The sequence below is a fragment of the Methylobacterium sp. J-059 genome (assembly GCF_022829485.1).
In the GTDB taxonomy this organism is placed as follows: Bacteria; Pseudomonadota; Alphaproteobacteria; order Rhizobiales; family Beijerinckiaceae; genus Methylobacterium.
The window spans coordinates 92,619-115,506 of record NZ_JAKSYA010000158.1 but is presented as its reverse complement, the minus strand read 5'-3'; the positions used below and the strand labels follow the sequence as shown (position 1 = coordinate 115,506).

Here is a 22,888-nt window from a genome sequence, read left to right as displayed (position 1 = left end):
GGGGGAGGGTGCAGGCCCTCAGGCGTCCCGCTTCTTGCGCTGCGCCAGGGTCCGCAGCCGCAGCGCGTTGAGCTTGATGAAGCCCGCCGCGTCGCGGTGGTCGTAGGCGACGGCGCCTTCCTCGAAGGTGACGAGGTCCTGGTCGTAGAGCGAGTGCGGGCTCGTCCGGCCGATGACGTGGACGCCGCCCTTGTAGAGCTTCAGCCGGACCTCGCCGGTGACCTTCTCCTGGCTCTTGTCGATCAGCGCCTGCAGCATCTCGCGCTCGGGCGAGAACCAGAAGCCGTTGTAGATCAGCTCCGCGTATTGCGGCATGATCTGGTCCTTCAGGTGCGCCGCGCCCCGGTCCAGCGTGATCGACTCGATCGCGCGGTGGGCCGGCAGCAGGATGGTGCCGCCGGGCGTCTCGTACATGCCGCGGCTCTTCATGCCGACGAAGCGGTTCTCGACGAGGTCGAGCCGGCCGATGCCGTTGTCGTGGCCGAGCTGGTTGAGCCTGGCCAGGAGCGAGGCCGGGGACAGCGCCTCGCCGTCGATGGAGACCGCGTCGCCCTTCTCGAAGCCGACGGTGATGATCGTCGGCGTGTCGGGCGCCTCCTCGGGCGAGAGCGTGCGCGAGAAGACGTAGTCCGGCACCTCGTCGGCCGGGTCCTCCAGCACCTTGCCCTCGGAGGAGGCGTGCAGGAGGTTGGCGTCCACCGAGAACGGGCTCTCGCCGCGCTTGTCCTTGGCGATCGGGATCTGATGCGCTTCCGCGAAGGCGATCAGCTGCTCGCGGCTCTTCAGGTCCCATTCGCGCCAGGGGGCGATGACCGTCACGTCGGGCTTCAGGGCGTAGTAGCCGAGCTCGAACCGGACCTGGTCGTTGCCCTTGCCGGTGGCGCCGTGGCAGACCGCGTCGGCGCCGAGGCGCTCGGCGATCTCGATCTGCTTCTTGGCGATCAGCGGCCGGGCGATCGAGGTGCCGAGCAGGTAGACGCCCTCGTAGACCGCGTTGGCGCGGAACATCGGGAACACGTAGTCCCGCACGAATTCCTCGCGCAGGTCCTCGATGAAGATGTTCTCCGGCTTGATCCCGAGCAGCTCCGCCTTGCGGCGGGCCGGCTCCAGCTCCTCGCCCTGCCCGAGATCGGCGGTGAAGGTGATCACCTCGCAGCCGTAGGTCGTCTGCAGCCATTTCAGGATGATCGAGGTGTCGAGGCCGCCGGAATAGGCCAGCACCACCTTGTTCACGGGCTTCTTGTCGGGCTCGGACATGCGGACCTTCGGGTGTTCGCGGCGATGGGCAGGGGCGAGGGACTTGGGGCGATGGACTTGGGGCGAGGGCCTCGGGCGACGGACCGAAGGCGAGGGCCAAGGGCGGCGGGCCGGGGGTTGCGGCGGCTTATCGCGCCGTCCCGAAGCCTGCAACCGGAACGGCCTGCAACCGGCATGCCGGGACGGACGTTCGATCAGGCGTGCGGGGCGTCGCGGACCCTCGTCCACGCGCCCGATGCCGCCTCGCTCCCGACACCGACGGGTGCGAGATTTGCGTGCCGACATCCAGACCCGGAGAAGCGATCACCATGGCGCGCCAGCCGACCCTCGAGTTCTGGTACGAGTTCGCTTCGACCTATTCCTACCTCGCCGCCGCCCGGATCGAGGGACTGGCCGCGGCGGCCGGCGTCGCCGTGCGCTGGCGCCCGTTCCTGGTCGGGCCGATCTTCGCCTCGCAGGGCTGGACCAGCTCCCCCTTCAACCTCTACCCGGCCAAGGGCCGGAACATGTGGCGCGACCTGGAGCGCGAAGCCGCGCGCTGCGGCCTGCCGCCCGTGCGCCGCCCCGATCCGTTCCCGCAGAACAGCCTCAGCGCGACCCGCGCCGCGATCCTCGGGCAGGACCAGGACTGGCTGGTGCCGTTCTCGAAGGCGGTGTTCGAATCCTGCTTCGCGCACGGCCGCTCGATCGCGGAGCCCGCGGCGGTGGTCGAGATCCTCAACGGACTCGGCCTCGACGGGACGCAGCAGCTCAAGGCGGCGGCGAGCGAGGCCAACAAGACCAAGCTCCGCGTCGTCGGCGAGGAGGCACGCTCGCGCGGCATCTTCGGCGCCCCGACCTTCCTGACCGACGACGGCGAGCTCTTCTGGGGCAACGACCGGCTCGAGCAGGCGCTGGCCTGGGCCGCCGGCGAGCGGCCGGGCGACATGCGCTGACGAGAATTCGCGCCGAACGGATCCCGCGGCGAAACAATCCGGCCGAAGGCCCCGACATCGCCTGAATCGCCGGGCTGATGCGCGGGCTCGACACCGCCGCCCGGACGCCGCCATGCCCTTCACCCGCCGCCACCTCCTCGCGACCTCGGCCGCCGCCGGCGTCGCCCTCGCCGGGGCCGCCCGCGCCCAGTCCTACGGGCAGCGGGTCGCGGTGACGAGCGACGAGGGCAGGGCGGTCGCCAACTCGGTGCTGCCCGGCGAGATCACCGGGCAGATCGCGTCCCTGCGCGGCGTCACCTATGTCGGCCCGCGCGAGGCCGAGACGACGCTGTACGAGTTCTTCGACTTCAACTGCCCCTACTGCCGCAAGGCCGCCGCCGACGTGATCGCGCTGCACGCCGCCGACCCGGCGCTTCGGATCGGCCTGGTGCAGAACCCGATCCTGTCGCCGCAATCGGCGCAGGCCGCCAAGGTGGCGCTGGCCGTCCAGCGCAAGCTCGGCTCCGAGGCCGCCTGGGCCTTCTACGGCCAGCTGCTCGGCAAGCCCGGCAAGATCGACGGCCCCGGCGCGCTCGCCGCCGGCACCGCGCTCGGCATCGCCGGCCCGGATCTGGAGACGATCGCCGACAGCGACGAGGTCCGCGAAGCGCTCAAGAGCCAGATGCGGATCGCGGCCGATCTCGGCCTCTACGCGACCCCGTCCTACGTGCTCGGCAATGCCGGCATCCTCGGCCATCCGGGCGCGCGGGCGATGGCGAAGATGATCGCCGCCACGCGCCGGTGCGATCGCCTCGCCTGCTGATCGACACCTGCGGATCGCGGCTTTCGCGCAAGCTCGGCCGGGGCGCCGCCGCCGGCCGATCGCCTTGCGCGGCTCCGGTTGCCATGCTAGGCGGTCGCCGCGCCGGCCGAGGGATCTTCATGGTCCCCGACCGCCCGGCACAATCCCATTTCCCGACGGTCTCCGGCCCGGCGCCCTCAGTACGGCGCGGCCCGGTCGGAACCGAAGGGCCAAGGAACAAGAGAGAGCGACGGGTGGCGCAGAACGGTTCCGAGGGTTCCCTGGTCGGCGGCGTGTCGGGTCGATACGCCTCCGCCCTGTTCGATCTCGCCCGTGACGAGCGTCAGGTCGATGCGACGGCCGAGGGCCTGGAGCGCTTCGACGCCCTGCTCAAGGAGAGCGCCGACCTCCGCCGCCTCGTGCGCAGCCCGGTCTTCTCCGGCGAGGAGCAGGCCGCCGCGATCGGCGCGATCCTCGAGAAGGCCGGCATCACCGGCCTGGCCGCCAACTTCATCCGCCTCTCGGCCGCCAACCGCCGCCTGTTCGCGCTGCCCGGCATGATCTCCGCGTTCCGCAGCCTGGTGCGCGAGTCGAAGGGCATCGTCCGCGCCGAGGTCCGGGTGGCGGAGCGTCCCTCCGACGCGGTGCTGGAAGAGATCAAGGCGAGCTTGCGCGACGTCGCCAAGTCCGAGATCGACCTCGACCTGCACGTCGACCCCAGCCTGATCGGCGGCCTCATCGTCAAGATGGGCTCGCGCATGGTCGACGCCTCGCTCCGGACCAAGCTCAACGGCATCCGTCTCGCGATGCGGGAAGCGCGCTAGGCCGTCCGAGAGGACGCTCCGGCTCCCGCCATCACACGTAAACACCTGATTCGAACGAACTGAAGGGCCCGACGATGGACATCCGCGCCGCCGAGATCTCCGCGATCCTGAAAGACCAGATCAAGAACTTCGGCGAGGAAGCCGAAGTCTCCGAGGTCGGCCAGGTCCTGTCCGTCGGCGACGGCATCGCCCGCGCCTACGGCCTCGACAACGTCCAGGCCGGCGAGATGGTCGAGTTCGAGTCGGGCGTGCGCGGCATGGCGCTCAACCTCGAGCAGGACAACGTCGGCATCGTGATCTTCGGCTCCGATCGCGACATCAAGGAAGGCCAGACCGTCAAGCGCACCGGCGCGATCGTGGACGTGCCGGTCGGCAAGGCCCTGCTCGGCCGCGTCGTGGACGGCCTCGGCAACCCGATCGACGGCAAGGGCCCGATCCAGTCGACCGAGCGTCGCCGCGTTGACGTGAAGGCGCCGGGCATCATCCCGCGCAAGTCGGTGCACGAGCCGATGGCGACCGGCCTCAAGGCCGTCGACGCCCTGATCCCGGTCGGCCGCGGCCAGCGCGAGCTGATCATCGGCGATCGCCAGACCGGCAAGACCGCGATCGTGCTCGACACGATCCTGAACCAGAAGCCCGGCCACGCCGCGGGCGGCGACGAGACCTCGAAGCTCTACTGCATCTACGTCGCGATCGGCCAGAAGCGCTCGACGGTGGCCCAGTTCGTGAAGGTCCTCGAGGACCAGGGCGCGATGGAGTACTCGATCGTCATCGCCGCCACCGCCTCGGACGCCGCGCCGATGCAGTTCATCGCGCCGTTCGCCGGCTGCGCCATGGGCGAGTACTTCCGCGACAACGGCATGCACGCCGTGATCTCGTACGACGATCTCTCCAAGCAGGCCGTGGCCTACCGCCAGATGTCGCTGCTGCTGCGCCGCCCGCCGGGCCGCGAGGCCTATCCCGGCGACGTGTTCTACCTGCACTCGCGCCTGCTCGAGCGCGCCGCCAAGATGGGCGATGCCGCCGGCAACGGCTCGCTGACCGCCCTTCCGGTCATCGAGACCCAGGCCAACGACGTCTCGGCCTACATCCCGACCAACGTGATCTCGATCACCGACGGCCAGATCTTCCTGGAGACCGACCTGTTCTACCAGGGCATCCGCCCGGCGGTGAACGTCGGCCTCTCGGTCTCGCGCGTCGGCTCCTCGGCCCAGACCAAGGCGATGAAGAAGGTCGCCGGCAAGATCAAGGGCGAGCTGGCGCAGTACCGCGAGATGGCGGCCTTCGCCCAGTTCGGCTCGGATCTCGACGCCTCGACCCAGCAGCTGCTCAACCGCGGCTCGCGCCTCACCGAGCTCCTGAAGCAGCCGCAATTCTCGCCGCTGAAGATGGAAGAGCAGGTCGCGGTGATCTACGCCGGCGTCAACGGCTACCTCGACAAGATGCCGGTGGCGAAGGTCCGCCCGTTCGAGGACGCGCTGCTCTCCGCGCTGCGCTCCAAGCACGCCGACCTGCTCTCCACCATCCGCGACTCGAAGGACCTGTCGGACGACAGCGCCGCCAAGCTGAAGAGCGTGGTCGAGGGCGTGGCCAAGTCGCTCGCGAACTGAGAACCCGCCGCATCGGGCGCCCGGCGACGGGCGCCCGATCGTGAACAGGCCCTGAGAGACCGGACCACCCGATGGCGAGTTTGAAGGATCTGCGCAACCGCATCACTTCGGTGAAGGCGACGCAGAAGATCACCAAGGCGATGCAGATGGTCGCCGCCGCGAAGCTGCGGCGCGCCCAGACGGCCGCCGAGAGCGGCCGGCCCTACGCCGAGAAGATGGCGGCCGTGCTCGGCAACCTCGCCGGGAACCTCGTCGGCGGCGTCGGCGCCCCGAAGCTGCTGGCCGGCACCGGCAAAGACCAGACGCACCTGCTGATCGTCTGCACCGGCGACCGCGGCCTGTGCGGCGCCTTCAACTCGTCGATCGCGCGCCTGGCGCGGGCCCATGCCGACAAGCTCATGGCCGAGGGCAAGACCGTCAAGATGATGACGGTCGGCAAGAAGGGCCTCGACCAGCTGCGCCGCCAGTTCCGCGAGCAGATCGTCGAGAGCCAGGACATCCGCGGCAACCGCCCGGTGGACTACCCCTTCGCCGCCGAGATCGCCGACAAGATCCTGACCCGGTACGAGGCCGGCGAGTTCGACGTCGCGACGCTGTTCTTCTCCGAGTTCCGTTCGGTGATCTCGCAGATCCCGACGGCGCAGCGGCTGATCCCGGCGGAGCTGCCCGAGGGCGTGGCCAGCACCACCGGCGCGCCGGCCGACTCGGCCCTGGAGTTCGAGCCGTCCGAGGAAGCGATCCTCGAGACGCTGCTGCCGAAGAACCTCACGGTCCAGGTCTACCGGGCGCTCCTGGAGAACGCGGCCTCCGAGCAGGGCGCCCGTATGAGCGCCATGGATTCCGCGACCCGCAACGCGGGCGAGATGATCAAGAAGCAGACGCTGATCTACAACCGCACGCGTCAGGCGATGATCACCAAGGAACTCATCGAGATCATCTCGGGCGCCGAAGCCCTCTAAGCGCCCTCACCGGCGCACCGACCGCATACCTTTCAAGGGCACGCAATCATGGCAAACACCGCTCTCCCCGGCGCCGGCTCCAACAAGGTCGGCAAGATCACCCAGGTCATCGGCCCCGTCGTCGACGTCCAGTTCGACGGCCACCTGCCGGAAATCCTGAACGCGCTCGAGACCAAGAACAACGGCGCCCGCCTCGTTCTCGAAGTCGCCGCCCAGCTCGGCGAGAGCACCGTGCGCTGCATCGCGATGGACACTTCCGAGGGCCTGACCCGCGGGCAGGAATGCACCGACACGGGTTCGCCAATCATGGTGCCGGTCGGCCACAACACGCTCGGCCGCATCATGAACGTCATCGGCGAGCCGATCGACGAGGCCGGCCCGATCCAGTCCGACAGCCTGCGCGCCATCCACCAGCCGGCGCCGGACTACACCGACCAGTCGACCGAGTCGCAGATCCTCGTCACCGGCATCAAGGTGGTCGACCTGCTCGCTCCCTACGCCAAGGGCGGCAAGATCGGCCTGTTCGGCGGCGCCGGCGTCGGCAAGACCGTGCTGATCATGGAGCTGATCAACAATATCGCCAAGGTGCACTCGGGCTACTCGGTCTTCGCCGGTGTCGGCGAGCGCACCCGCGAGGGCAACGATCTCTACCACGAGATGATCGAGTCCAAGGTCAACATGGACCCGAAGGAGCATAACGGCTCGGCCGAGGGCTCCAAGTGCGCGCTGGTCTACGGCCAGATGAACGAGTCGCCCGGCGCCCGCTCGCGCGTCGCGCTCACCGGCCTCACCATCGCCGAGGACTTCCGCGACCAGGGCCAGGACGTGCTGTTCTTCGTGGACAACATCTTCCGCTTCACCCAGGCCGGCTCGGAAGTGTCGGCGCTGCTCGGCCGCATCCCGTCCGCGGTGGGCTACCAGCCGACGCTGGCCACCGACATGGGCGCCCTGCAGGAGCGCATCACCACCACCAACAAGGGCTCGATCACCTCGGTGCAGGCGATCTACGTGCCGGCCGACGATCTGACCGACCCGGCGCCCGCCGCCTCCTTCGCCCACCTCGACGCGACCACGACGCTGTCGCGCTCGATCGCCGAGAAGGGCATCTACCCGGCGGTGGACCCGCTCGACTCGACCTCGCGCATGCTCTCGCCGGCGATCCTCGGCGAGGAGCACTACGAGGTGGCCCGCAAGGTTCAGCAGACGCTGCAGCGCTACAAGTCGCTCCAGGACATCATCGCCATCCTCGGGATGGACGAGCTGTCGGAAGAGGACAAGCTGACCGTGGCCCGCGCCCGCAAGATCGAGCGCTTCTTCTCGCAGCCGTTCTCGGTGGCCGAGATCTTCACCGGCTCGCCGGGCATCCAGGTGCCGCTGGAAGACACCATCAAGGGCTTCAAGGGCCTCGTCGAGGGCAAGTACGACGACCTGCCGGAGGCGGCCTTCTACATGGTCGGCACCATCGAGGACGCCCAGGCCAAGGCCAAGAAGCTGAAGGCCGCCTGAGGTCTTAAACGGCAAGATCATCCTTCTGGTCGTCGGCCTCCTGGCCGGCGGCCTCGTCGGCTACGTCACGCGGCCCGAGGCGGCCGAGCTCAAGATCGGGCCGCTCTCGGTCGAGGTGCAGGGCGACCGCCCGGCCGGCACCCGGGGCGGCGAGCTGACCACCGGTCAGATGCAGCATATCGGCCTGTTCGCCGGCATCGGCGCTCTGGTCGGCTTCGGCCTCGGCTTCGCCACGGACCGGCGCAGGGCCTAACCTCTCAGGTCGGCACGCAGCCTTCAGCAGGCCGCGTGCCGGGAATGACAAACGTCGGGATTCCGAGCGCATGGCCACCTTCCACTTCGATTTCGTCGGCCCCGAGCGGTCGCTGTATTCCGGCGAGGTCGAGTCGGTGCAGCTTCCCGGCACCGAGGGCGAGATGACCGTCCTCGCCGGCCACGCTCCGGTGCTGACCTCGCTCCGCGTCGGCGTGATCGTGGTCACCGAGCGCGCCAACAGCGGCAAGCGCATCTACGTCCGCGGCGGCTTCGCCGACATCGGCCCGACCGGGGTGACGGTGTTGGCCGAGCGCGCGGCGCCGATCGAGGAGCTGACCCCGGAATCCCTCGACCGCGACATCGAGGCGGCCGAGCTGCAGCGCGACGCCACCGAGGACCTGCAGAAGCGCGAGGAGCTGAACGGCCAGATCGTGCAGCTCCAAGAGACCAAGAACCTCCTCAAGCTCTGAGCCGTTCGCCGCTCTCGGCCGAGGCTCCCGAAGCCCGCTCGAACCGCCGTCACCGGTGCGGTTCGGTGGGCTTTTCCATGTCGAGGACGTGCGCGATCAGCGCCTCGGCCGCTTCCGGGCCGACGGGACAGCCCTGGTCGAGCCAGCGCCGGCGCGCCGCCGCCAGGGCGAGCCCGATCCGCGGCCCGGCCGGGATGCCGCGGGCGACGAGGATCGCGCCGGTCACCGGCAGGACCGGGGCCGGGCCGTCCTTCATGTCCCTCCAGGCAGCCGCGGCGTCGGCCCCGATCACCGGCCGCGGCTCGCCGGCGACGACGGCCAGCGCCGCCCCCAGGGCTGCCGTTCCGTGCTCGGCCGCGAGCGCCCGCAGCGCCGGAATGTCGATCACGGCCCGGGTCTTCAGCGCGGCGAGGGCGCGGGCGTAAGCCTCGAGGGCGACGTGCTCGGCCTTGGACAGGCGCAGGCTCTCGGCGAGGCGCTCGGCATCGGCCCGCGTCGTCACGGAAAGGGCGGCGAGCCGGTGGATCGTCGGAGCGCCGGCCGCGATCGCGCGCGACAGACGCCCCCTCTCGGCGACGCCCCCGGTGATGCGGGCCAGGAGGCCGGTCTCGGCGAGGACATCGACCGCCTCGAGCGCATGCGGCCCGGCCAGAAGCTTCAGGAATTCCGATCGCACGCGCTCCCGCGACAGGCCGTCGAGGGCCGCCCGCGTGGCGATGCAGGCGGCGAGCGCGTCCGCGTCCGGTCGGCCCTCGCCGAAGCGGGCATGGAAGCGGAAGAACCGGAGGATGCGCAGGGCGTCCTCGCGGATCCGGGTCGCGGGGTCCCCGATGAAGCGGACGCGGGCGGCCGCGAGGTCGGCGCGGCCGCCGGTGGTGTCGTGCAGCGTGCCGTCGGCCCCGAGCGAGAGCGCGTTGACCGTGAAGTCCCGCCGCTCGGCGTCGCGCACGAAGTCGCGGCCGAAGCGGACGACCGCGTGCCGCCCGTCGGTCTCGACGTCCTCGCGCAGGGTCGTGACCTCGACCGGTCGGCCGGCGACGACCAGCGTGACGGTGCCGTGCTCGATCCCGGTCGGAACCGCCTTGAGGCCCGCCGCCTGCGCGCAGGCGATCACGGCGTCGGGCAGCAGCGTCGTCGCCACGTCGATGTCGGCGGCGTCGATCCCGAGGAGCGCGTCGCGGACGCAGCCGCCGACGAGGCGGGTCTCCTCGCTGGCCTGGTCCAGGGCGCCGAGCGCCGCCCGCACCTCCGGCCTGGCGAGCAGCCGTGCCGGGCCCTCGGGGTCGAGGCTGCGCATCAGCGGAACTCGCCCGGCACCAGGCGGCCGTTCTCCATGTGGGTCGGCACGAAGCCGGCGGCATGGCGCTCGGAGAACAGGCCCGAGGCGACCATCGAGGCGATCACCACGGCCAAGCCGGCCAGGACGAGGCGGAAGGCCTGCGCGTCCCAGTGCGCCCGCTGCAGCGGGTTGCGGCCGACGAGCAGCAGGTAGGCGAAGAACAGCCCGAAGGGCAGCAGGAAGAGCCCGAACTCCTCCACGAAGCGACGCAGCATGGCACCCGATCGTTGGGCGCGGGCGATCCCCGCGCGGCTTAAGATTGGGCCTTCGGCCGCCCGAAATCGAGCCGTTCGGCGAGGTTGTGCAGGATGCCCGCTGTCACACCCCAGATCAGCCGCTCGCCGTAGGGGAGGGCGTAGAATCGCCGCTCGCGCCCCTGCCACACCCGCATCCGCAGCTCGTAGCGCGCGCGGTCGGCGAGCACCGCCAAGGGCACCTCGAAGATCGCGTCGACTTCGGCCGGGTTCGGCGCGAGGCGCGCCTCCGGGTCGATCAGCCCGATCACCGGCGCCACCAGGAACCCGGTGCCGGACAGGTAGGGATCGAGGTACCCCAGCATCCGCACGCGCTCCGGCAACAGGCCGATTTCCTCCTCGGCCTCGCGCAAGGCCGCCGCGTGCGGGCTCGCATCGGTCGGGTCGATCTTGCCGCCGGGCAGCGCGACCTGGCCGGAATGGTCGCGCAGGTGGGCGGCGCGCTGCGTCAGCACGATCGCGAGGCCGGCGTCGCGCGCGACGACCGGCACCAGCACGGCCGCCCGGCGATGGGGCGGCGGCGGGATCACGGCGCTGCCGTCGGGCTCCAGGCTGTGGTCGCCGCGCGGGTTCGAGGTCGGGTCGTCCGGCCCGGGCGGGTCGCGCGCGAGACGCGCTTCGGCGCGCGCCAGGAAGTCGGCGAGGTCCGCGTCGCGGGTCGGGCTGCCCACGATGCTCACGCCGCATCGGCCGGGGCGATGCGGTGGAAGCGGCCGCCGGCGGCGATCCCGAGCCAGGGGGCGCCGTCGAGGTCGCGTTCCTCGGCCAGGGCGACGAGGTCGTAGGTGAGCGCCCGCGTCACCAGCGCCCAGAGGCCGCGGCGGACGTGGAGATAGGGCTTGAGCGCCCCGGCCTCGCCTTGCGCGAAGCGGAGCTCGTGCTCGGCGTCGACGGGCACGAGGTCGTCGACGTTGGTGCGGAAGCTGATGCGGCGCGCCTCGCCCGCGCCGTCGACCGCCATCTCGACGGCGAGGAAGGCCGCATCCTCCACCACGATCGAGACCTTCTCCACCGGCGTGACCAGGACGGTGGTGCCGTCGGGCTCGCGCCGCAGGATCGAGGCGAAGAGCTTGACCATCTTCGGGCGGCGGATCGGCGTGCCCGCGTGGAACCACGTGCCGTCGGCGGCGATGCGCATGTCGATCGCCCCGCAATCGGGCGGGTTCCAGGTCTCGACCGGCGGCAGGCCGCGCCTGGGCAGGTCGGCCAGGGCCGCGCCGAGGCGGCTCAGGGTCGGATCGTCTGAGATGGTCATGGCGCTCTCAGATAGCGTCGCCGGTCGGTCCGGGAACGGGGGGCGCCTCCGGGCGCCGGCGCAGGATCTTCCAGACGCCGGAGGCGACGCCGACGACGCGCGCCGCGTGCCGAAGCTCGCAGCGCAGGAAGACGAGCGAGCCGGTGCGCTTGATCACCTCCGGCGCCACGGTGATCCAGTCGCCCAGCCGCGCGGTGTCGACGAACTGCATCTCCATCTGGATCGTCACGCAGTTCGCCCCGTCGGCCGCCCGCATCGCGGTCTCGCCCAGCGCCCGGTCAGCGAAGCTCATCAGCATCCCGCCGTGGACGACGCCGATCAGGTTGGCGTGCTTGTCGGCGGCCCGGAACGCGTAGGCGCCGTCGCGGACGTAGACCGGGCCGACATGGGCGATGAAGCCGGTGTCGTGGATCGGCGTCCAGCCGTCGCCCTCGGGCTGCCCGGCTTCAGGATTCTGCGGTTCTTCGGTCGGCATGCGGGCGGAGTCTCGATCTCGCGGCGGGCGGTCGCGCCCGGCTTCGTGTCACGGTCGCATCGCGCCCGCCGCCTGTCACCTGTCACCTGTCACCTGTTACCTGCCGTTCGCGCTCACGTGCCGCGCGGCTTGGCGCGGCGGGTCGGCGGCGCCTCCAGCGGGTTCTCCGGCCAGGGGTGGCGCGGATAGCGGCCGCGCATCTCGGTGCGCACGGCGCTCCAGGAGCCGCGCCAGAAGCCAGGGAGGTCACGGGTGATCTGCACCGGACGGTGGCCGGGCGAGAGCAGGTGGAGCACGAGCGGCACCCGGCCGATGGTCGGATGCGTCGCCAGCCCGAACAGCTCCTGCACCCGCACGGCCAGGACGGGGCCGCCCTCGGCCTCGTAGTCGATCGGGATCCGCGAGCCGGTCGGCACCTCGACATGGGTCGGTGCCTCGGCGTCGAGGCGGGCCCGGAGGGGCCAGGGCAGCAGCCCCTGCAGCGCCTCGCCGAGGTCGCTGGCGGTGACGGCGTCGAGGCCGAGGCGGCCGAGGAGGGCGGGCGCGAGCCAGTCCTCGACCGTCCCGGCGAGGGCGCCGTTCGCCAGATCGCGCCAGTCGCCGCCTTCCGCCGCGCGCAGGAACGCGATGCGGGCGCGCCACTGCGTTAGCGCCGGGGTCCAGGGCAGGCGCTCGAGGCCGAGCCCGGCGATGCCGCGGGCGAGGACCTTGGCCGAGTCGAGATCCGGCGGAACCGGGCGTGTGCGCTCGCCGAGCGTGACGGCGCCGAGACGGCGCAGGCTGCGGGCCCGCAGCGCCCGTGCCGCCGCGTCGAAGGTCACCTGCGTGACGCCCTCGATCCGGTCGGCGAAGCCGGCCTCGATCGCGTCGAGGTCGATCGCGGCGGCGGCGAGGATGCGGGCGTTGCCGGCGGCGCCGACGATGTCGGCGACGACGAGGAACGGCTCGCGGGCGAGCGGGGAGGCGGGGTCGAGGCGCCCGGCCCGGCCGTTGGCCATCACGAACTCGCCCTCGCGCCCGCGCGCCTTCGCGACCCGGTCGGGATAGGCCAGCGCCAGCAACGATCCGGCGCTCGGCTCGGGAGCCCCGCGCTCGCCGGATGCGGCGGCCGACCGTGCCCAGCCCTGCGCCATCCGGCGCATGTCGGCCGCGCGCTGGCCGCGGTCGCGGCGGAAGCGCTCGACCCGGTCGGCGAGGTCGACCGCGTCGCCGCCGAGGCCGCGCTCGACCAGGACGGCGGCGAGGTCGGCGGCGGCCGCCGCTGCGCCGAGGCCGGCGGCGGCGACCACCATGCGGGCGAGCCGCGGCGGCAGGGGGAGGGCGCGCAGGCGCCGCCCGGTCTCGGTGAGGCGCCCGTCCGCGTCGATCGCATCGAGGTCGCGCAGCATCGCGCGCGCTTCGTTCAGGGCGGGCGCCGGCGGCGGGTCGAGGAAGGCGAGGGTGCCGGGATCGGTCACGCCCCACTCGGCGCAATCGAGCACGAGGCCGGCCAGGTCCGCCGAGACGATCTCGGGGCGGGTGAACGGCTCGAGCGCGCTGGTTCCGGCCTCGGCCCAGAGCCGCCAGCACACGCCGGGCTCGGTCCGGCCCGCGCGGCCGCGGCGCTGGTCGACCGAGGCGCGGGAGGCGCGCGCGGTCACCAGCCGGGTCAGCCCGAGCCCGGGTTCGTAGACCGGCACCCGCGCGAGGCCGGAATCGACCACGATGCGCACGCCCTCGATCGTCAGCGAGGTCTCGGCGATGCTGGTGGCCAGCACCACCTTGCGCGCGCCGGGTGCGGCCGGCGACACCGCCCGGTCCTGCTCGGCCGGCATCAGCGCGCCGTAGAGCGGCGCGACCGCGACCTCGGGCCCGACGCGGCCTTCCAGCGCCGCGGCGACGCGGCGGATCTCGCCCTGGCCCGGCAGGAAGGCCAGGACCGAACCCGGATCGGCCCGCAGTGCACGCAGGATCGCGTCCGTCATCGCGTCCTCGATCCGGCGGTTCGGATCGCGGTCGGCGTAGCGGGTCTCCACCGGAAAGGCGCGTCCCTCGGACGCCACGACCGGCGCGTCGCCGAGCAGGCGCGCGACGCGGGCGCCGTCGAGCGTCGCCGACATGACCAGGATGCGCAGGTCGTCGCGCAAGCCGGCCTGCGCGTCGAGGGCGAGGGCGAGGCCGAAATCGGCATCGAGCGAGCGCTCGTGGAATTCGTCGAACAGCACCGCGCCGATGCCGGACAGTTCCGGGTCGTCGAGGATCATGCGGCCGAAGACCCCCTCGGTCACGACCTCGATCCGGGTGCGGCCCGAGATCTTCGAGCCGAGCCGGACGCGCAGGCCGACGGTGTCGCCGACGCGCTCGCCCAGGGTTCCGGCCATGCGATCGGCCGCGGCACGCGCAGCGAGACGGCGCGGTTCCAGCACGATGATCTTGCCGGAGCCGAGCCAGGGCGCGTCGAGGAGGTCGAGCGGCACCCGCGTCGTCTTGCCGGCACCCGGCGGAGCGACCAGCACGGCGGCGTTCGAGGATGCCAGCGCCGCGCGCAGGGCGGGAAGCGCCGCATCGATCGGCAGGGGGCTGAGCGGGGACAGAGCAGACGTCGGGGCGGATGGCATCGCGATCGTCCTACCGTGACGATCGGGCGGCGTTACGATTCAAGCCCGCGAACAATCCCGATTTAGCCAAGAAATTAATCCCCCTTCGACGGCACGATTCCACGGCCGATGCCTGGAACGACTTGAGGCGCTTGAACTTATAGCCCGGCAGCGCATGAGCGCGGACTGGAGAATTCTTGATGACACGTCTTTCCTTGACCCTTGCGACCGGACTGCTTCTCGGCGGCCTCGGCCTGGGGTCGATCTCCGTCTCCGCCGCGCCCGCGATGCCGCAGGCCGGCATCGTCGCCGGCAGCACGACAGACGCGGTCGCCTATCGCCGCCACTACCGTCATCACCACTCCACCAAGGCCGAGCGCATGATGCGCCGCCGCAATACCATGCGCCACGGGAACCCGAATGCGCGCAACCCGGCGATGCGCGGCTACCAGCAGAACCTCGGCAACACGGTCGGCGGCCCGCGCTACTGATCGATCCGCCTCGGAGCGATGCGAGGAAGCCGGCGCCCCATGGCGCCGGCTTCCTTCGTTCGTCGCGTCGCCGGCAGCGTCCGGCCTTCTCCCCAGCGATCCGGCGGGCGGCCGCTGATCAAACCCGGACGCGTCTGCTAAGAGCCGTCTCATGGCCCGCAGCTCAGCCCGAAACCTCGCCGACGTCGCCGGATCAGGCACCGCGGAGGTCGCCGGCCCGACGCCGATGATGGCGCAGTACATCGAGATCAAGGCCGCCAACCCGGACTGCCTGCTGTTCTACCGGATGGGCGACTTCTACGAGCTGTTCTTCTCCGATGCCGAGACGGCCTCGCGGGCGCTCGGCATCGTCCTGACCAAGCGCGGCAAGCACGGCGGCGCCGACATCCCGATGTGCGGCGTGCCGGTGGAGCGCGCCGACGACTATCTGAGCCGGCTGATCGGGCTCGGGCACCGGGTCGCGGTCTGCGAGCAGACCGAGGATCCGGCCGAGGCCAAGCGCCGGGGCCCGAAATCGGTGGTCCGCCGCGAGGTCGTGCGCCTCGTCACCCCCGGCACCATCACCGAGGACCGTCTGCTCGATCCGGGCAGCGCCAACCTGCTTCTGGCGGTCGGCCGTCGCAAGGTCTCGGACACGGCCTTCGCCTACGGGCTCGCGGCGATCGACATCTCCACCGGGCGCTTCGCCCTGAGCGAGGTTGCGGGCGCCGACCTTGCCGGCGCGATCGCCCGCCACGATCCGCGCGAGATCGTCCTGTCGGAGGCCATCCACACCGATCCGGCGCTCGCCCGGCTCTGGGCCGAGACGCGGGCGGCGGTGGTGCCCCTGGCCCAGGCGGAGCTGGAGCCGGCCTCGGCCGAGCGCCGCATCCGCGCGCAGTACGGCGTCGCGACGCTCGACGGCTTCGGCGCCTTCACCCGGGCCGAGATCGCCGCCGCCGGAGCGGCGCTGCTCTACGTCGCGCGCACCCAGCTCGCCGCCCGCGCGCCCCTGAGCGTGCCGACCCGCGAGGAGGCCGGGACGACGCTGGCGATCGACGCGGCGACGCGCGCGAACCTCGAGCTCACGCGCACGCTCTCGGGCGAGCGGGCAGGCAGCCTCCTCGACGCGATCGACCGGACCGTCTCGGCCAACGGCGCGCGGCTCCTGGCCGAGCATCTGGCCGGGCCGCTGACCGACCTCGCCGCCATCGCGCGGCGACACGAGGCGGTGGCGCGGCTGGTGGAGGATCGCGCCCTGCGCGCGACGCTGCGCGACGCGCTCGCCCGCGCGCCCGACCTGCCCCGCGCGCTGGCCCGCACCGGCCTCGGCCGCGCCGGCCCGCGCGACCTCGCCGCGATCCGCGACGGGCTCGACGTGGCGCTGGCGCTCGGCGCGCGCCTGTCGGACGGACGCGACCTGCCGGAGGATCTGGCGCGGCTCTCCGGCATCCTCGCCCGCGCCGATCGCGACCTGCTCGACATGCTGCGCGCGAGCCTCGCCGACGAGCTGCCGCTGAACCGCCGCGACGGCGGATACGTCCGCGCCGGCTACCATCCCGACATCGACGAGGCCCGCCTGCTCGGGAGCGACTCGCGCAAGGTCGTGGCGGCCCTGCAGGCGCGCTACGCCGAGGAGACCGGGTGCCGCACGCTGCGGATCAAGCACAACGGCCTGCTCGGCTACTTCATCGAGGTGCCGCAATCGGTCGGCGAAGCCTGCCTGAAGGGCCTGATGCGCGACTTCGTGCATCGCCAGACCATGGTCGACGCCATGCGCTTCACCAGCGTCGAGCTCGGCGCGCTGGAGCAGAAGATCTCCGGGGCCGCCGAGCGGGCGCTCGCCCTGGAAGGTGCCGTCTTCGACGACCTCGCCGCCCGCATCGTCGCGCAGGCCGAGGCGATCGGCGGCATCGCCGAGGCCCTGGCCGCCCTCGACGTGGCCGCGAGCCACGCCGAGCTTGCGGTGGAGCTCGACTGGCGCCGGCCGCAGGTCGACGCGTCGCTGAGCTTCGTCATCGCGGGCGGCCGCCATCCGGTGGTCGAAGCGGCCCTGCGCAAATCCGGCGCGGCCTTCATCGCCAACGATTGCGACCTCTCGGGCGAGGGGCGCGGCCGCATCCGGCTGATCACCGGCCCGAACATGGGCGGCAAGTCGACCTACCTGCGCCAGAACGCCCTGATCGCCGTGCTCGCGCAGATCGGCGCCTTCGTGCCGGCGCTCCAGGCCCGGATCGGCCGCGTCGACCGCCTGTTCTCCCGGGTCGGCGCCGCCGACGACCTCGCGCGCGGGCAATCGACCTTCATGGTCGAGATGGTCGAGACGGCCGCGATCCTGAACCAGGCGACCCGGCACTCGCTGGTGATCCTGGACGAGATCGGGCGCGGAACCGCGACCTATGACGGGCTCTCGATCGCCTGGGCCTGCCTCGAGCACCTGCACGAGACGAACGCCTGCCGCGCGCTGTTCGCCACCCATTTCCACGAGCTGACCGCCCTGGGCCAGCGGCTGGCGCGGCTCGACAACGCCACCCTGAAGGTCGCCGAGCACCGGGACGGCGTGGTCTTCCTGCACGAGGTGGTGCCGGGGGTGGCGGAGCGCAGCTACGGGCTCCAGGTGGCGCGGATCGCGGGCCTTCCGGGCAGCGTCGTCGCGCGGGCCGGCGCGATCCTGAAGGGGCTGGAGAAGGCCGAGCGCGAGCGCCCCAGCCGTCCGCGCATCGACGACCTGCCGTTGTTCGCGAGCCTCGCCCCGCCCCCTCTGCCGGAACCGGCGGTCGAGGCGGACGACGCGCTCGGCCTGCTGCTGGACGCGATCGACCCGGACGCGCTGACGCCGCGCGAGGCGATGGAGGCGCTCTACCGGCTCAAGCGCGAGCGCGAGGCGGCCGCCGGCTGAGCCCGGCTCAACCGGGCGCGCGGAAGAACCCGTCCGGGCAGGGCGGGGCCGGGACGCGCCCGGCGCGGCAGCCGGCCACGTAGTCGAGGGTGCTCGCCACGACCCGCTCGGAATAGGGCTTGGAGATCACGCCGAAGGCGCCCGCGAAGTCGTCGGGGATGCGCTTGGCGTTGGCGGTCATGAACACCACCGTCGTGCGCGGGTCGGCGCTGAGCGCGCGGGCGACGTCGACGCCGGTCGGCCCGTCGACGAGGTGGATGTCGACGAGCGCGATGTCGGGTGCGGTGGACTGGCCGAGCGCGATCGCCTCGGCCGAGCTGGCGGCGATGCCGACCGTGACGTAGCCGAGGTCGTCGAGCAGGAACTCGAGCTCGAGGGCGATCAGCGCCTCGTCCTCGACCACGAGGATGCGCAGGGCCGGGGCGCTCACGCGTCCTCCGCCAGGGGAATGTCGATCTCGACGACGGTGCCCGGCGCCCGATCGCGCCACGTGATCGTGCCGCGCAGCTGTCGCACCACCATCTCGACGAGGTTCCGGCCGAAGCCCGCCGGGTTCACCGGCCCCGCATCGAGGCCGACGCCGTCGTCCTCGATCGTGAGGTGCATGCCGGCGTCGGTGCGCTGCGCGGTGATGCCGATGCGGCCGCTCCGGTTCTCGGGAAAGGCGTGGCGGACGGCGTTGGTCGCCAGCTCGTGGATCATCAGGGCGAGCGGCGCGGCCATCGCGGCGGAGACGGCGATCGAGTCGATCCGAGCCTCGACCCGGGTCCGCTCCGCATCGAGCCCGGCGTTGAGATCGGACAGGAAGTCGTCGGTGAAGTCCGACAGGTTGAACTTGGTGACGTCGCCGGCCGAGTAGAGCATGCGGTGGGCGGTCGAGAGCGCGCCGATGCGCTCGGCCATGCTCGAGAGCGCATCGCGCGCCTCGCCCTCGGGCGTGCGCCGGGCCTTCAGCAGCATCAGCGACGAGATCACCTGGAGGTTGTTCTTGACCCGGTGATCGACCTCGTGGAGCAGGGCGGTCTTCTGCTCGAGGGCCGCCTGCAGGTCGGCGGTGCGCTGCCCGACCTGGCGCTCCAGCTCGTCGTTGGTGCCGCGCATCGCCTGCTCGACGGTGCGCTTGTCGGTCATGTCGGCCTGCGCGGCGAAGAAGAACGTCACCCGTCCATCGGCGTTTCGCACCGGGTTGACGGTCATGCTGTTCCAGAAGGCGGTGCCGTCCTTGCGGTAGTTCAGGAGCTCGCACTCGATCGGCTCGGCCGCCTCGAGCGCGGCGCGCAGGCGCGCGACCTCCGACGCGTCCGTGCCGGCGCCCTGCAGCATCCGGCAATTGCGCCCGAGAAGCTCGTCGCGGTCGTAGCCGGTCAGCTTCAGGAAGGCCTCGTTCACCCAGACGATCGGGTTGTTGTCGTGCGTCGCCCCCGTGAGCAGCATCGGCGTCGGGCTCGAGTCGAACGCCCGCGCGAATGTCGCCGGAGCGAGCGGATAATCCGCCTGATCGCTGGTCTCCATCATCCTGTAACCGATCGGTACGCGAGGAGCCTCGAGGCAGGGATGGCCGCCGCGCCGGGCCAGCGCGGCAGACCGTTGCGAGCGGAACGGCTACGCTCGCATCATCCGAACAGGTACGCAGGGGCAAGGTTCCCGCCCCGCCCCGCTTGTACCCAGGCAAATGTGCGATGTCGCGTTAAGCAGACATCGACCATGATCCGGCCGCCGCATCCCGCACGGATCGCCCCCGATGCGGGGGCGGCGCAAGGCTGCCACGATTCTCACGGATCAAGGCGGAAGGGCGTCAAGGAGTTCCACCGCATGGCCATGGACACCGCACCCGACAAGCCCGCACGACGGCTGCGGGCCCGCGACCTCGTCGAGGATCGGCGCATCGTCCTGATGCTGGCGCTCGGGTTCTCCTCGGGGCTGCCGCTGCTCCTGGTGCTCGGGACGTTCACCCTGCGGCTCGCCTTCTCGGACATCAACGTCAAGGCGATCGGCCTGTTCAGCTACGTGGCGCTGCCGTACTCGCTGAAGTTCCTGTGGGCGCCGATGATCGACCGGATCGACGTTCCGGTGCTGAGCGCTCGTCTTGGGCGCCGCCGCGCCTGGATGGTGACGACGCAGGTCGCGGTGGCGCTCTGCCTGGTGCTGATGGCCTTCGCCGATCCGCAGACGAGCCTCGCGCTGCTCGGCCTCGGCGCCTTCCTCGTCGCCTTCTGCGCCGCGACCCAGGACGTGGTCGTCGACGGCTGGCGCATCGACGCCGCCGGCACCGACTTCCAGGGCATCCTCGCGGCGACTTCGAACCTCGGCTACCGCCTCGGCCTGATCACGGCGGGCGCCGGCGCGCTGTTCATCGCCTCCGACAAGGGCTGGACCTTCGCCTACCTGACGATGGCGGCCCTGATGCTCGTCGGCCTGATCGCGGCCCTGCTCGCGCCTGCCTTCGACACCCGGCGCCCCGAGCCGGCGGCCGCAGCCGCGCAGACGCCGAAGGCGGCCGGGACGCGGCTGTTGTCGATCCGCCAGGCCGTGCTGGAGCCCCTGGTCGAGCTGCACGGCCGGATGGGGCCGGCCCTGTGGGGCGTGCTGGTGCTGGTCGCGCTCTACCGCATGCCGGATTTCGTCTCCGGCGTGATGGCGAGCCCGCTGTACCGGACGCTGGGCTTCGACCTGAAGGAGATCGCCACCGTCACCAAGCTCTACGGCATCTGGGTCGGCATCGCGGGCGGGTTCGCGGGCGGCTGGGCGATGGCGCGATTCGGGATGTTCCCGACGCTGCTGGCCGGCGCCTTCCTCGCCGCCGCCTCGCACCTCTCCTTCGCCTGGCTGTCGACCGGCGGGCCGGAGGTCTGGCGGCTGACGGTGGCGATCTCGATCGAGAATTTCTGCGGCTCCTTCGCCGGCATCGCGCTGATCGCCTACATGTCGAGCCTGACCACCCCCGGCTACGCGGCGACGCAGTACGCCCTGTTCTCCTCGCTCTATGCGCTGCCGGGCAAGCTCGTCGCGGGCACCGCCGGCTACATCGTCGCCGCCTTCGGCTACCCGACCTTCTTCGTCCTGACCTCGGCGGTCGGCATCCCGGTGGTGCTGCTCTGCCTCGCCGTCGGCAGAACGCCGAGCCGCAGGCCCGTGCCGGCCTCGGGCGACGCGGGGATGGCCGCTGCGGGCGGGCACGGGAACCCTCCCGCGCCCGTCCCGCTTCCTACCGGTTCGCCGGGCGTGCCCCTGAGAACCCAGGCTTGAGGAGGAATGCATGAGCGATATCGCGCTGACCGGTGAGGTCCTTCCGGCCGCTACCGAGTCCATCGAGCGTCCCTTGAGCGAGGCGGACCTCGCGGCATTGCGCCGGTCCGTCCGCGCCCTGGAGCAGCCGGGCCTCGCCGCCCGGCTCTCGGCCGCCGCCGGCGCTCCCCTCGACATGATCGGCCGGTCCCTGCCGGCCCCGGTGACCGAGGTCGTCGGGCGCTCGACCGAGGCGGCGATGCGCGGGGCGCTGCGCGTCGCGCTCAAGACCCTGCCGAAGGTCGCGGTCGCGCCGGCCGCCGGCACCGAGATCGAGAGCGTCGCCGTCAAGCCGGAGGGACGCCTCGGCGCGCTGCTCGGCAGCCTGACCGGATCGAGCACCTTCAACCACAAGGCCATGGCCGCGCTGTCGGGGGCGTTCGGAGGCGCCTTCGGCCTCGCGACGCTGGCCGTCGAGCTGCCGGTCTCGACCACCCTGATGCTGCGCTCGATCGCCGAGATCGCGCGGGAGGAGGGCGAGGACCTCGACGACCCGGAGGGTGCGCTCGCCTGCGTCCAGGTCTTCGCGCTGGGCGGAAAGGGCGATGCGGCGGGCGCGGCCGAGGGCACCGGCCTGACCGAGAGCGGCTACTTCGCGGTGCGCGCAGCCCTCGCCAAGACGATGGCGGAGGCCGCCCGCTACGCCGGGAGCAAGACGCTGCTCGACCAGTCGGCGCCGGCGCTGATCCGCTTCACCGCGCAGATCGCGGCGCGCTTCGGCATCGTGGTCTCGCAGAAGGTCGCCGCGCAGGCGGTGCCGGTGCTGGGCGCGTTCGGCGGCGCGGCGGTCAACACCGCCTTCATGAGCCACTTCCAGTCGATGGCCCGCGCCCACTTCACCGTCCGGCGCCTGGAGCGCACCTACGGGCAGGCGACCGTGCGTGCGGCCTACGAGGTGGAGAAGGCCGCGCTCGGCGTCGCATGACGGGCTGAACCGGCCTATCGTCCCCAGAGGATCGCGGGACAGAACGGAGACCGGCCCTGCTCGGCAACGGAGAGATGATCGGCCGGCTCGCGCTGGCGGCCCTGCTCGGCAGCGTGATCGGGCTCGAGCGTGAGCGCCTGCTCTGGGCGGCCGGCCTGCGCACGCACATGCTGGTCTGCGTCGGCTCGTGCCTGATCATGCTGGTCTCGACCTACGGCTTCGCCGACGCGCTGGGCGCCCGGAACGTCGTCCTCGACCCGTCGCGCGTCGCGGCGCAGGTGGTCTCTGGGATCGGCTTCCTCGGCGCGGGCACGATCCTGCTGCGCGGCGAGGTCGTGAAGGGGCTGACCACCGCCGCGAGCCTGTGGGCGGTGGCGGCGATCGGGCTCGCCATCGGCGGCGGGCTCTACGTCCCGGCGGTGGCGACCACGACCTTCGTCGTCGCGATCCTCGCGGGCGTGAAGCCGCTGGAGGAGCGCTGGCGCGACCGGATGCAGACGCGGACCCTCCGCCTCGTCGCCAAGCGCGGGACGCTGTCGATCGACACCCTGCACGCGGCGACCGGCGAACGGGCCTCGCGGGTGCGCCAGTTCGTGGCGCGCACCGCCGAGGACCCCGCCCTCGACGAGATCGAGGTCGCGTTCGTGCGCCTGTCGGCGACCAGCGTCGAGGCGATCGCCGAGACCCTGCGGGCGAACCCCGACGTCGTCAGCGTCGAGACGGCGCAGCGCTAGAGCACCGTCTTCACGCGAGCCGGGAGCCACCTCGCTCGAAGATGCTCATCTTGTGAAGTCGCATTTTCTTCACGCGAGC

At 71.9% G+C, this 22,888-nt stretch carries 22 protein-coding genes; 12 read left to right on the top strand and 10 right to left on the bottom strand.

The genetic code is table 11. From position 1 onward, the window contains the following. Positions 1-18: 18 nt before the first annotated feature. Positions 19-1,257 (bottom strand): argininosuccinate synthase, encoded by a 1,239-nt coding sequence (locus MKK55_RS24205; protein ID WP_147729302.1) that lies wholly within the window; start codon positions 1,255-1,257, stop codon positions 19-21. 308 nt (positions 1,258-1,565) lie between these two features. Between MKK55_RS24205 and MKK55_RS24200 the strand changes: the two genes are divergently transcribed. The 6 genes from MKK55_RS24200 (at position 1,566) to atpD (ending at position 7,872) form a co-directional block, all read left to right on the top strand. Continuing rightward, complete coding sequence (locus MKK55_RS24200) at positions 1,566-2,192, top strand: 2-hydroxychromene-2-carboxylate isomerase (RefSeq protein ID WP_147729303.1); 627 nt, start codon at positions 1,566-1,568, stop codon at positions 2,190-2,192. 112 nt (positions 2,193-2,304) lie between these two features. Then, on the top strand, positions 2,305-2,994 hold the full coding sequence (locus MKK55_RS24195) for a DsbA family protein (protein WP_243932154.1): 690 nt from the start codon (positions 2,305-2,307) through the stop codon (positions 2,992-2,994). A gap of 233 nt (positions 2,995-3,227) precedes the next feature. Further along, a complete protein-coding gene (locus tag MKK55_RS24190; protein WP_147728193.1) occupies positions 3,228-3,797 on the top strand; it encodes a F0F1 ATP synthase subunit delta in 570 nt (189 codons plus the stop codon). Between the two features lie 74 nt (positions 3,798-3,871). Next, entirely contained in the window at positions 3,872-5,407 is a 1,536-nt protein-coding gene (atpA, locus tag MKK55_RS24185) for a F0F1 ATP synthase subunit alpha (protein WP_147728192.1), read from the top strand. 71 nt (positions 5,408-5,478) lie between these two features. After that, positions 5,479-6,366, top strand: a complete 888-nt coding sequence (locus MKK55_RS24180; protein ID WP_243938031.1) for a F0F1 ATP synthase subunit gamma — start codon at positions 5,479-5,481, stop codon at positions 6,364-6,366. A 48-nt stretch (positions 6,367-6,414) separates the two neighbouring features. After that, the gene (gene atpD / locus MKK55_RS24175; RefSeq protein ID WP_147728190.1) at positions 6,415-7,872 is read left to right on the top strand and encodes a F0F1 ATP synthase subunit beta; all 1,458 of its coding nucleotides are present in this window, start codon (positions 6,415-6,417) and stop codon (positions 7,870-7,872) included. 4 nt (positions 7,873-7,876) lie between these two features. On the opposite strand, the gene MKK55_RS24170 is transcribed toward atpD, so the two are convergent. Continuing rightward, positions 7,877-8,197: a hypothetical protein gene (locus MKK55_RS24170; RefSeq protein ID WP_243938029.1), complete on the bottom strand. Its 321-nt coding sequence runs from the start codon at positions 8,195-8,197 to the stop codon at positions 7,877-7,879. On the opposite strand from MKK55_RS24170, the gene MKK55_RS24165 reads away from it, so the two are divergent. Next, a complete protein-coding gene (locus MKK55_RS24165) occupies positions 8,196-8,597 on the top strand; it encodes a F0F1 ATP synthase subunit epsilon (RefSeq protein WP_147728188.1) in 402 nt (133 codons plus the stop codon). The genes MKK55_RS24170 and MKK55_RS24165 overlap by 2 nt on opposite strands. A 49-nt stretch (positions 8,598-8,646) precedes the next feature. On the opposite strand, the gene MKK55_RS24160 is transcribed toward MKK55_RS24165, so the two are convergent. From MKK55_RS24160 to hrpB, 6 genes are all read right to left on the bottom strand, one after another. Next, complete coding sequence (locus MKK55_RS24160; protein WP_243938027.1) at positions 8,647-9,894, bottom strand: CCA tRNA nucleotidyltransferase; 1,248 nt, start codon at positions 9,892-9,894, stop codon at positions 8,647-8,649. Beyond that, complete coding sequence (locus MKK55_RS24155; protein WP_147843531.1) at positions 9,894-10,151, bottom strand: DUF6111 family protein; 258 nt, start codon at positions 10,149-10,151, stop codon at positions 9,894-9,896. Before MKK55_RS24155 ends, MKK55_RS24160 begins: the two co-directional genes overlap by 1 nt. 38 nt (positions 10,152-10,189) lie before the next feature. After that, positions 10,190-10,870, bottom strand: a complete 681-nt coding sequence (locus MKK55_RS24150; protein WP_243938026.1) for a CoA pyrophosphatase — start codon at positions 10,868-10,870, stop codon at positions 10,190-10,192. Then, positions 10,867-11,445, bottom strand: a complete 579-nt coding sequence (locus MKK55_RS24145) for a DUF1285 domain-containing protein (protein ID WP_243938023.1) — start codon at positions 11,443-11,445, stop codon at positions 10,867-10,869. Before MKK55_RS24145 ends, MKK55_RS24150 begins: the two co-directional genes overlap by 4 nt. A gap of 7 nt (positions 11,446-11,452) precedes the next feature. Then, positions 11,453-11,920 (bottom strand): PaaI family thioesterase, encoded by a 468-nt coding sequence (locus tag MKK55_RS24140; protein ID WP_147844603.1) that lies wholly within the window; start codon positions 11,918-11,920, stop codon positions 11,453-11,455. 113 nt (positions 11,921-12,033) lie between these two features. Continuing rightward, the gene (gene hrpB / locus MKK55_RS24135; RefSeq protein WP_243938021.1) at positions 12,034-14,517 is read right to left on the bottom strand and encodes an ATP-dependent helicase HrpB; all 2,484 of its coding nucleotides are present in this window, start codon (positions 14,515-14,517) and stop codon (positions 12,034-12,036) included. A 179-nt stretch (positions 14,518-14,696) separates the two neighbouring features. On the opposite strand from hrpB, the gene MKK55_RS24130 reads away from it, so the two are divergent. Next, the gene (locus MKK55_RS24130; RefSeq protein ID WP_147729502.1) at positions 14,697-14,987 is read left to right on the top strand and encodes a hypothetical protein; all 291 of its coding nucleotides are present in this window, start codon (positions 14,697-14,699) and stop codon (positions 14,985-14,987) included. A 226-nt stretch (positions 14,988-15,213) separates the two neighbouring features. Further along, positions 15,214-17,865, top strand: coding sequence for a DNA mismatch repair protein MutS (gene mutS, locus MKK55_RS24125; RefSeq protein WP_409566120.1), 2,652 nt, complete (start codon positions 15,214-15,216; stop codon positions 17,863-17,865). A 7-nt stretch (positions 17,866-17,872) separates the two neighbouring features. On the opposite strand, the gene MKK55_RS24120 is transcribed toward mutS, so the two are convergent. Both MKK55_RS24120 and MKK55_RS24115 read right to left on the bottom strand, forming a co-directional pair. Then, entirely contained in the window at positions 17,873-18,295 is a 423-nt protein-coding gene (locus tag MKK55_RS24120) for a response regulator (RefSeq protein ID WP_243932163.1), read from the bottom strand. Continuing rightward, positions 18,292-19,380 carry a PAS domain-containing protein gene (locus MKK55_RS24115; protein ID WP_147842084.1) on the bottom strand — a complete coding sequence of 363 codons (1,089 nt, stop codon included), beginning with the start codon at positions 19,378-19,380 and terminating at the stop codon, positions 18,292-18,294. Before MKK55_RS24115 ends, MKK55_RS24120 begins: the two co-directional genes overlap by 4 nt. A 297-nt stretch (positions 19,381-19,677) precedes the next feature. Here MKK55_RS24115 and MKK55_RS24110 point away from each other — a divergent pair, with 297 nt between their 5' ends. From MKK55_RS24110 to MKK55_RS24100, 3 genes are all read left to right on the top strand, one after another. Then, the gene (locus MKK55_RS24110; RefSeq protein WP_243938017.1) at positions 19,678-21,111 is read left to right on the top strand and encodes an AmpG family muropeptide MFS transporter; all 1,434 of its coding nucleotides are present in this window, start codon (positions 19,678-19,680) and stop codon (positions 21,109-21,111) included. 10 nt (positions 21,112-21,121) lie between these two features. After that, complete coding sequence (locus MKK55_RS24105; protein WP_147842085.1) at positions 21,122-22,075, top strand: EcsC family protein; 954 nt, start codon at positions 21,122-21,124, stop codon at positions 22,073-22,075. Positions 22,076-22,149: 74 nt separating this feature from the next. Then, a complete protein-coding gene (locus MKK55_RS24100; RefSeq protein WP_243938015.1) occupies positions 22,150-22,809 on the top strand; it encodes an MgtC/SapB family protein in 660 nt (219 codons plus the stop codon). Positions 22,810-22,888: the final 79 nt, after the last annotated feature.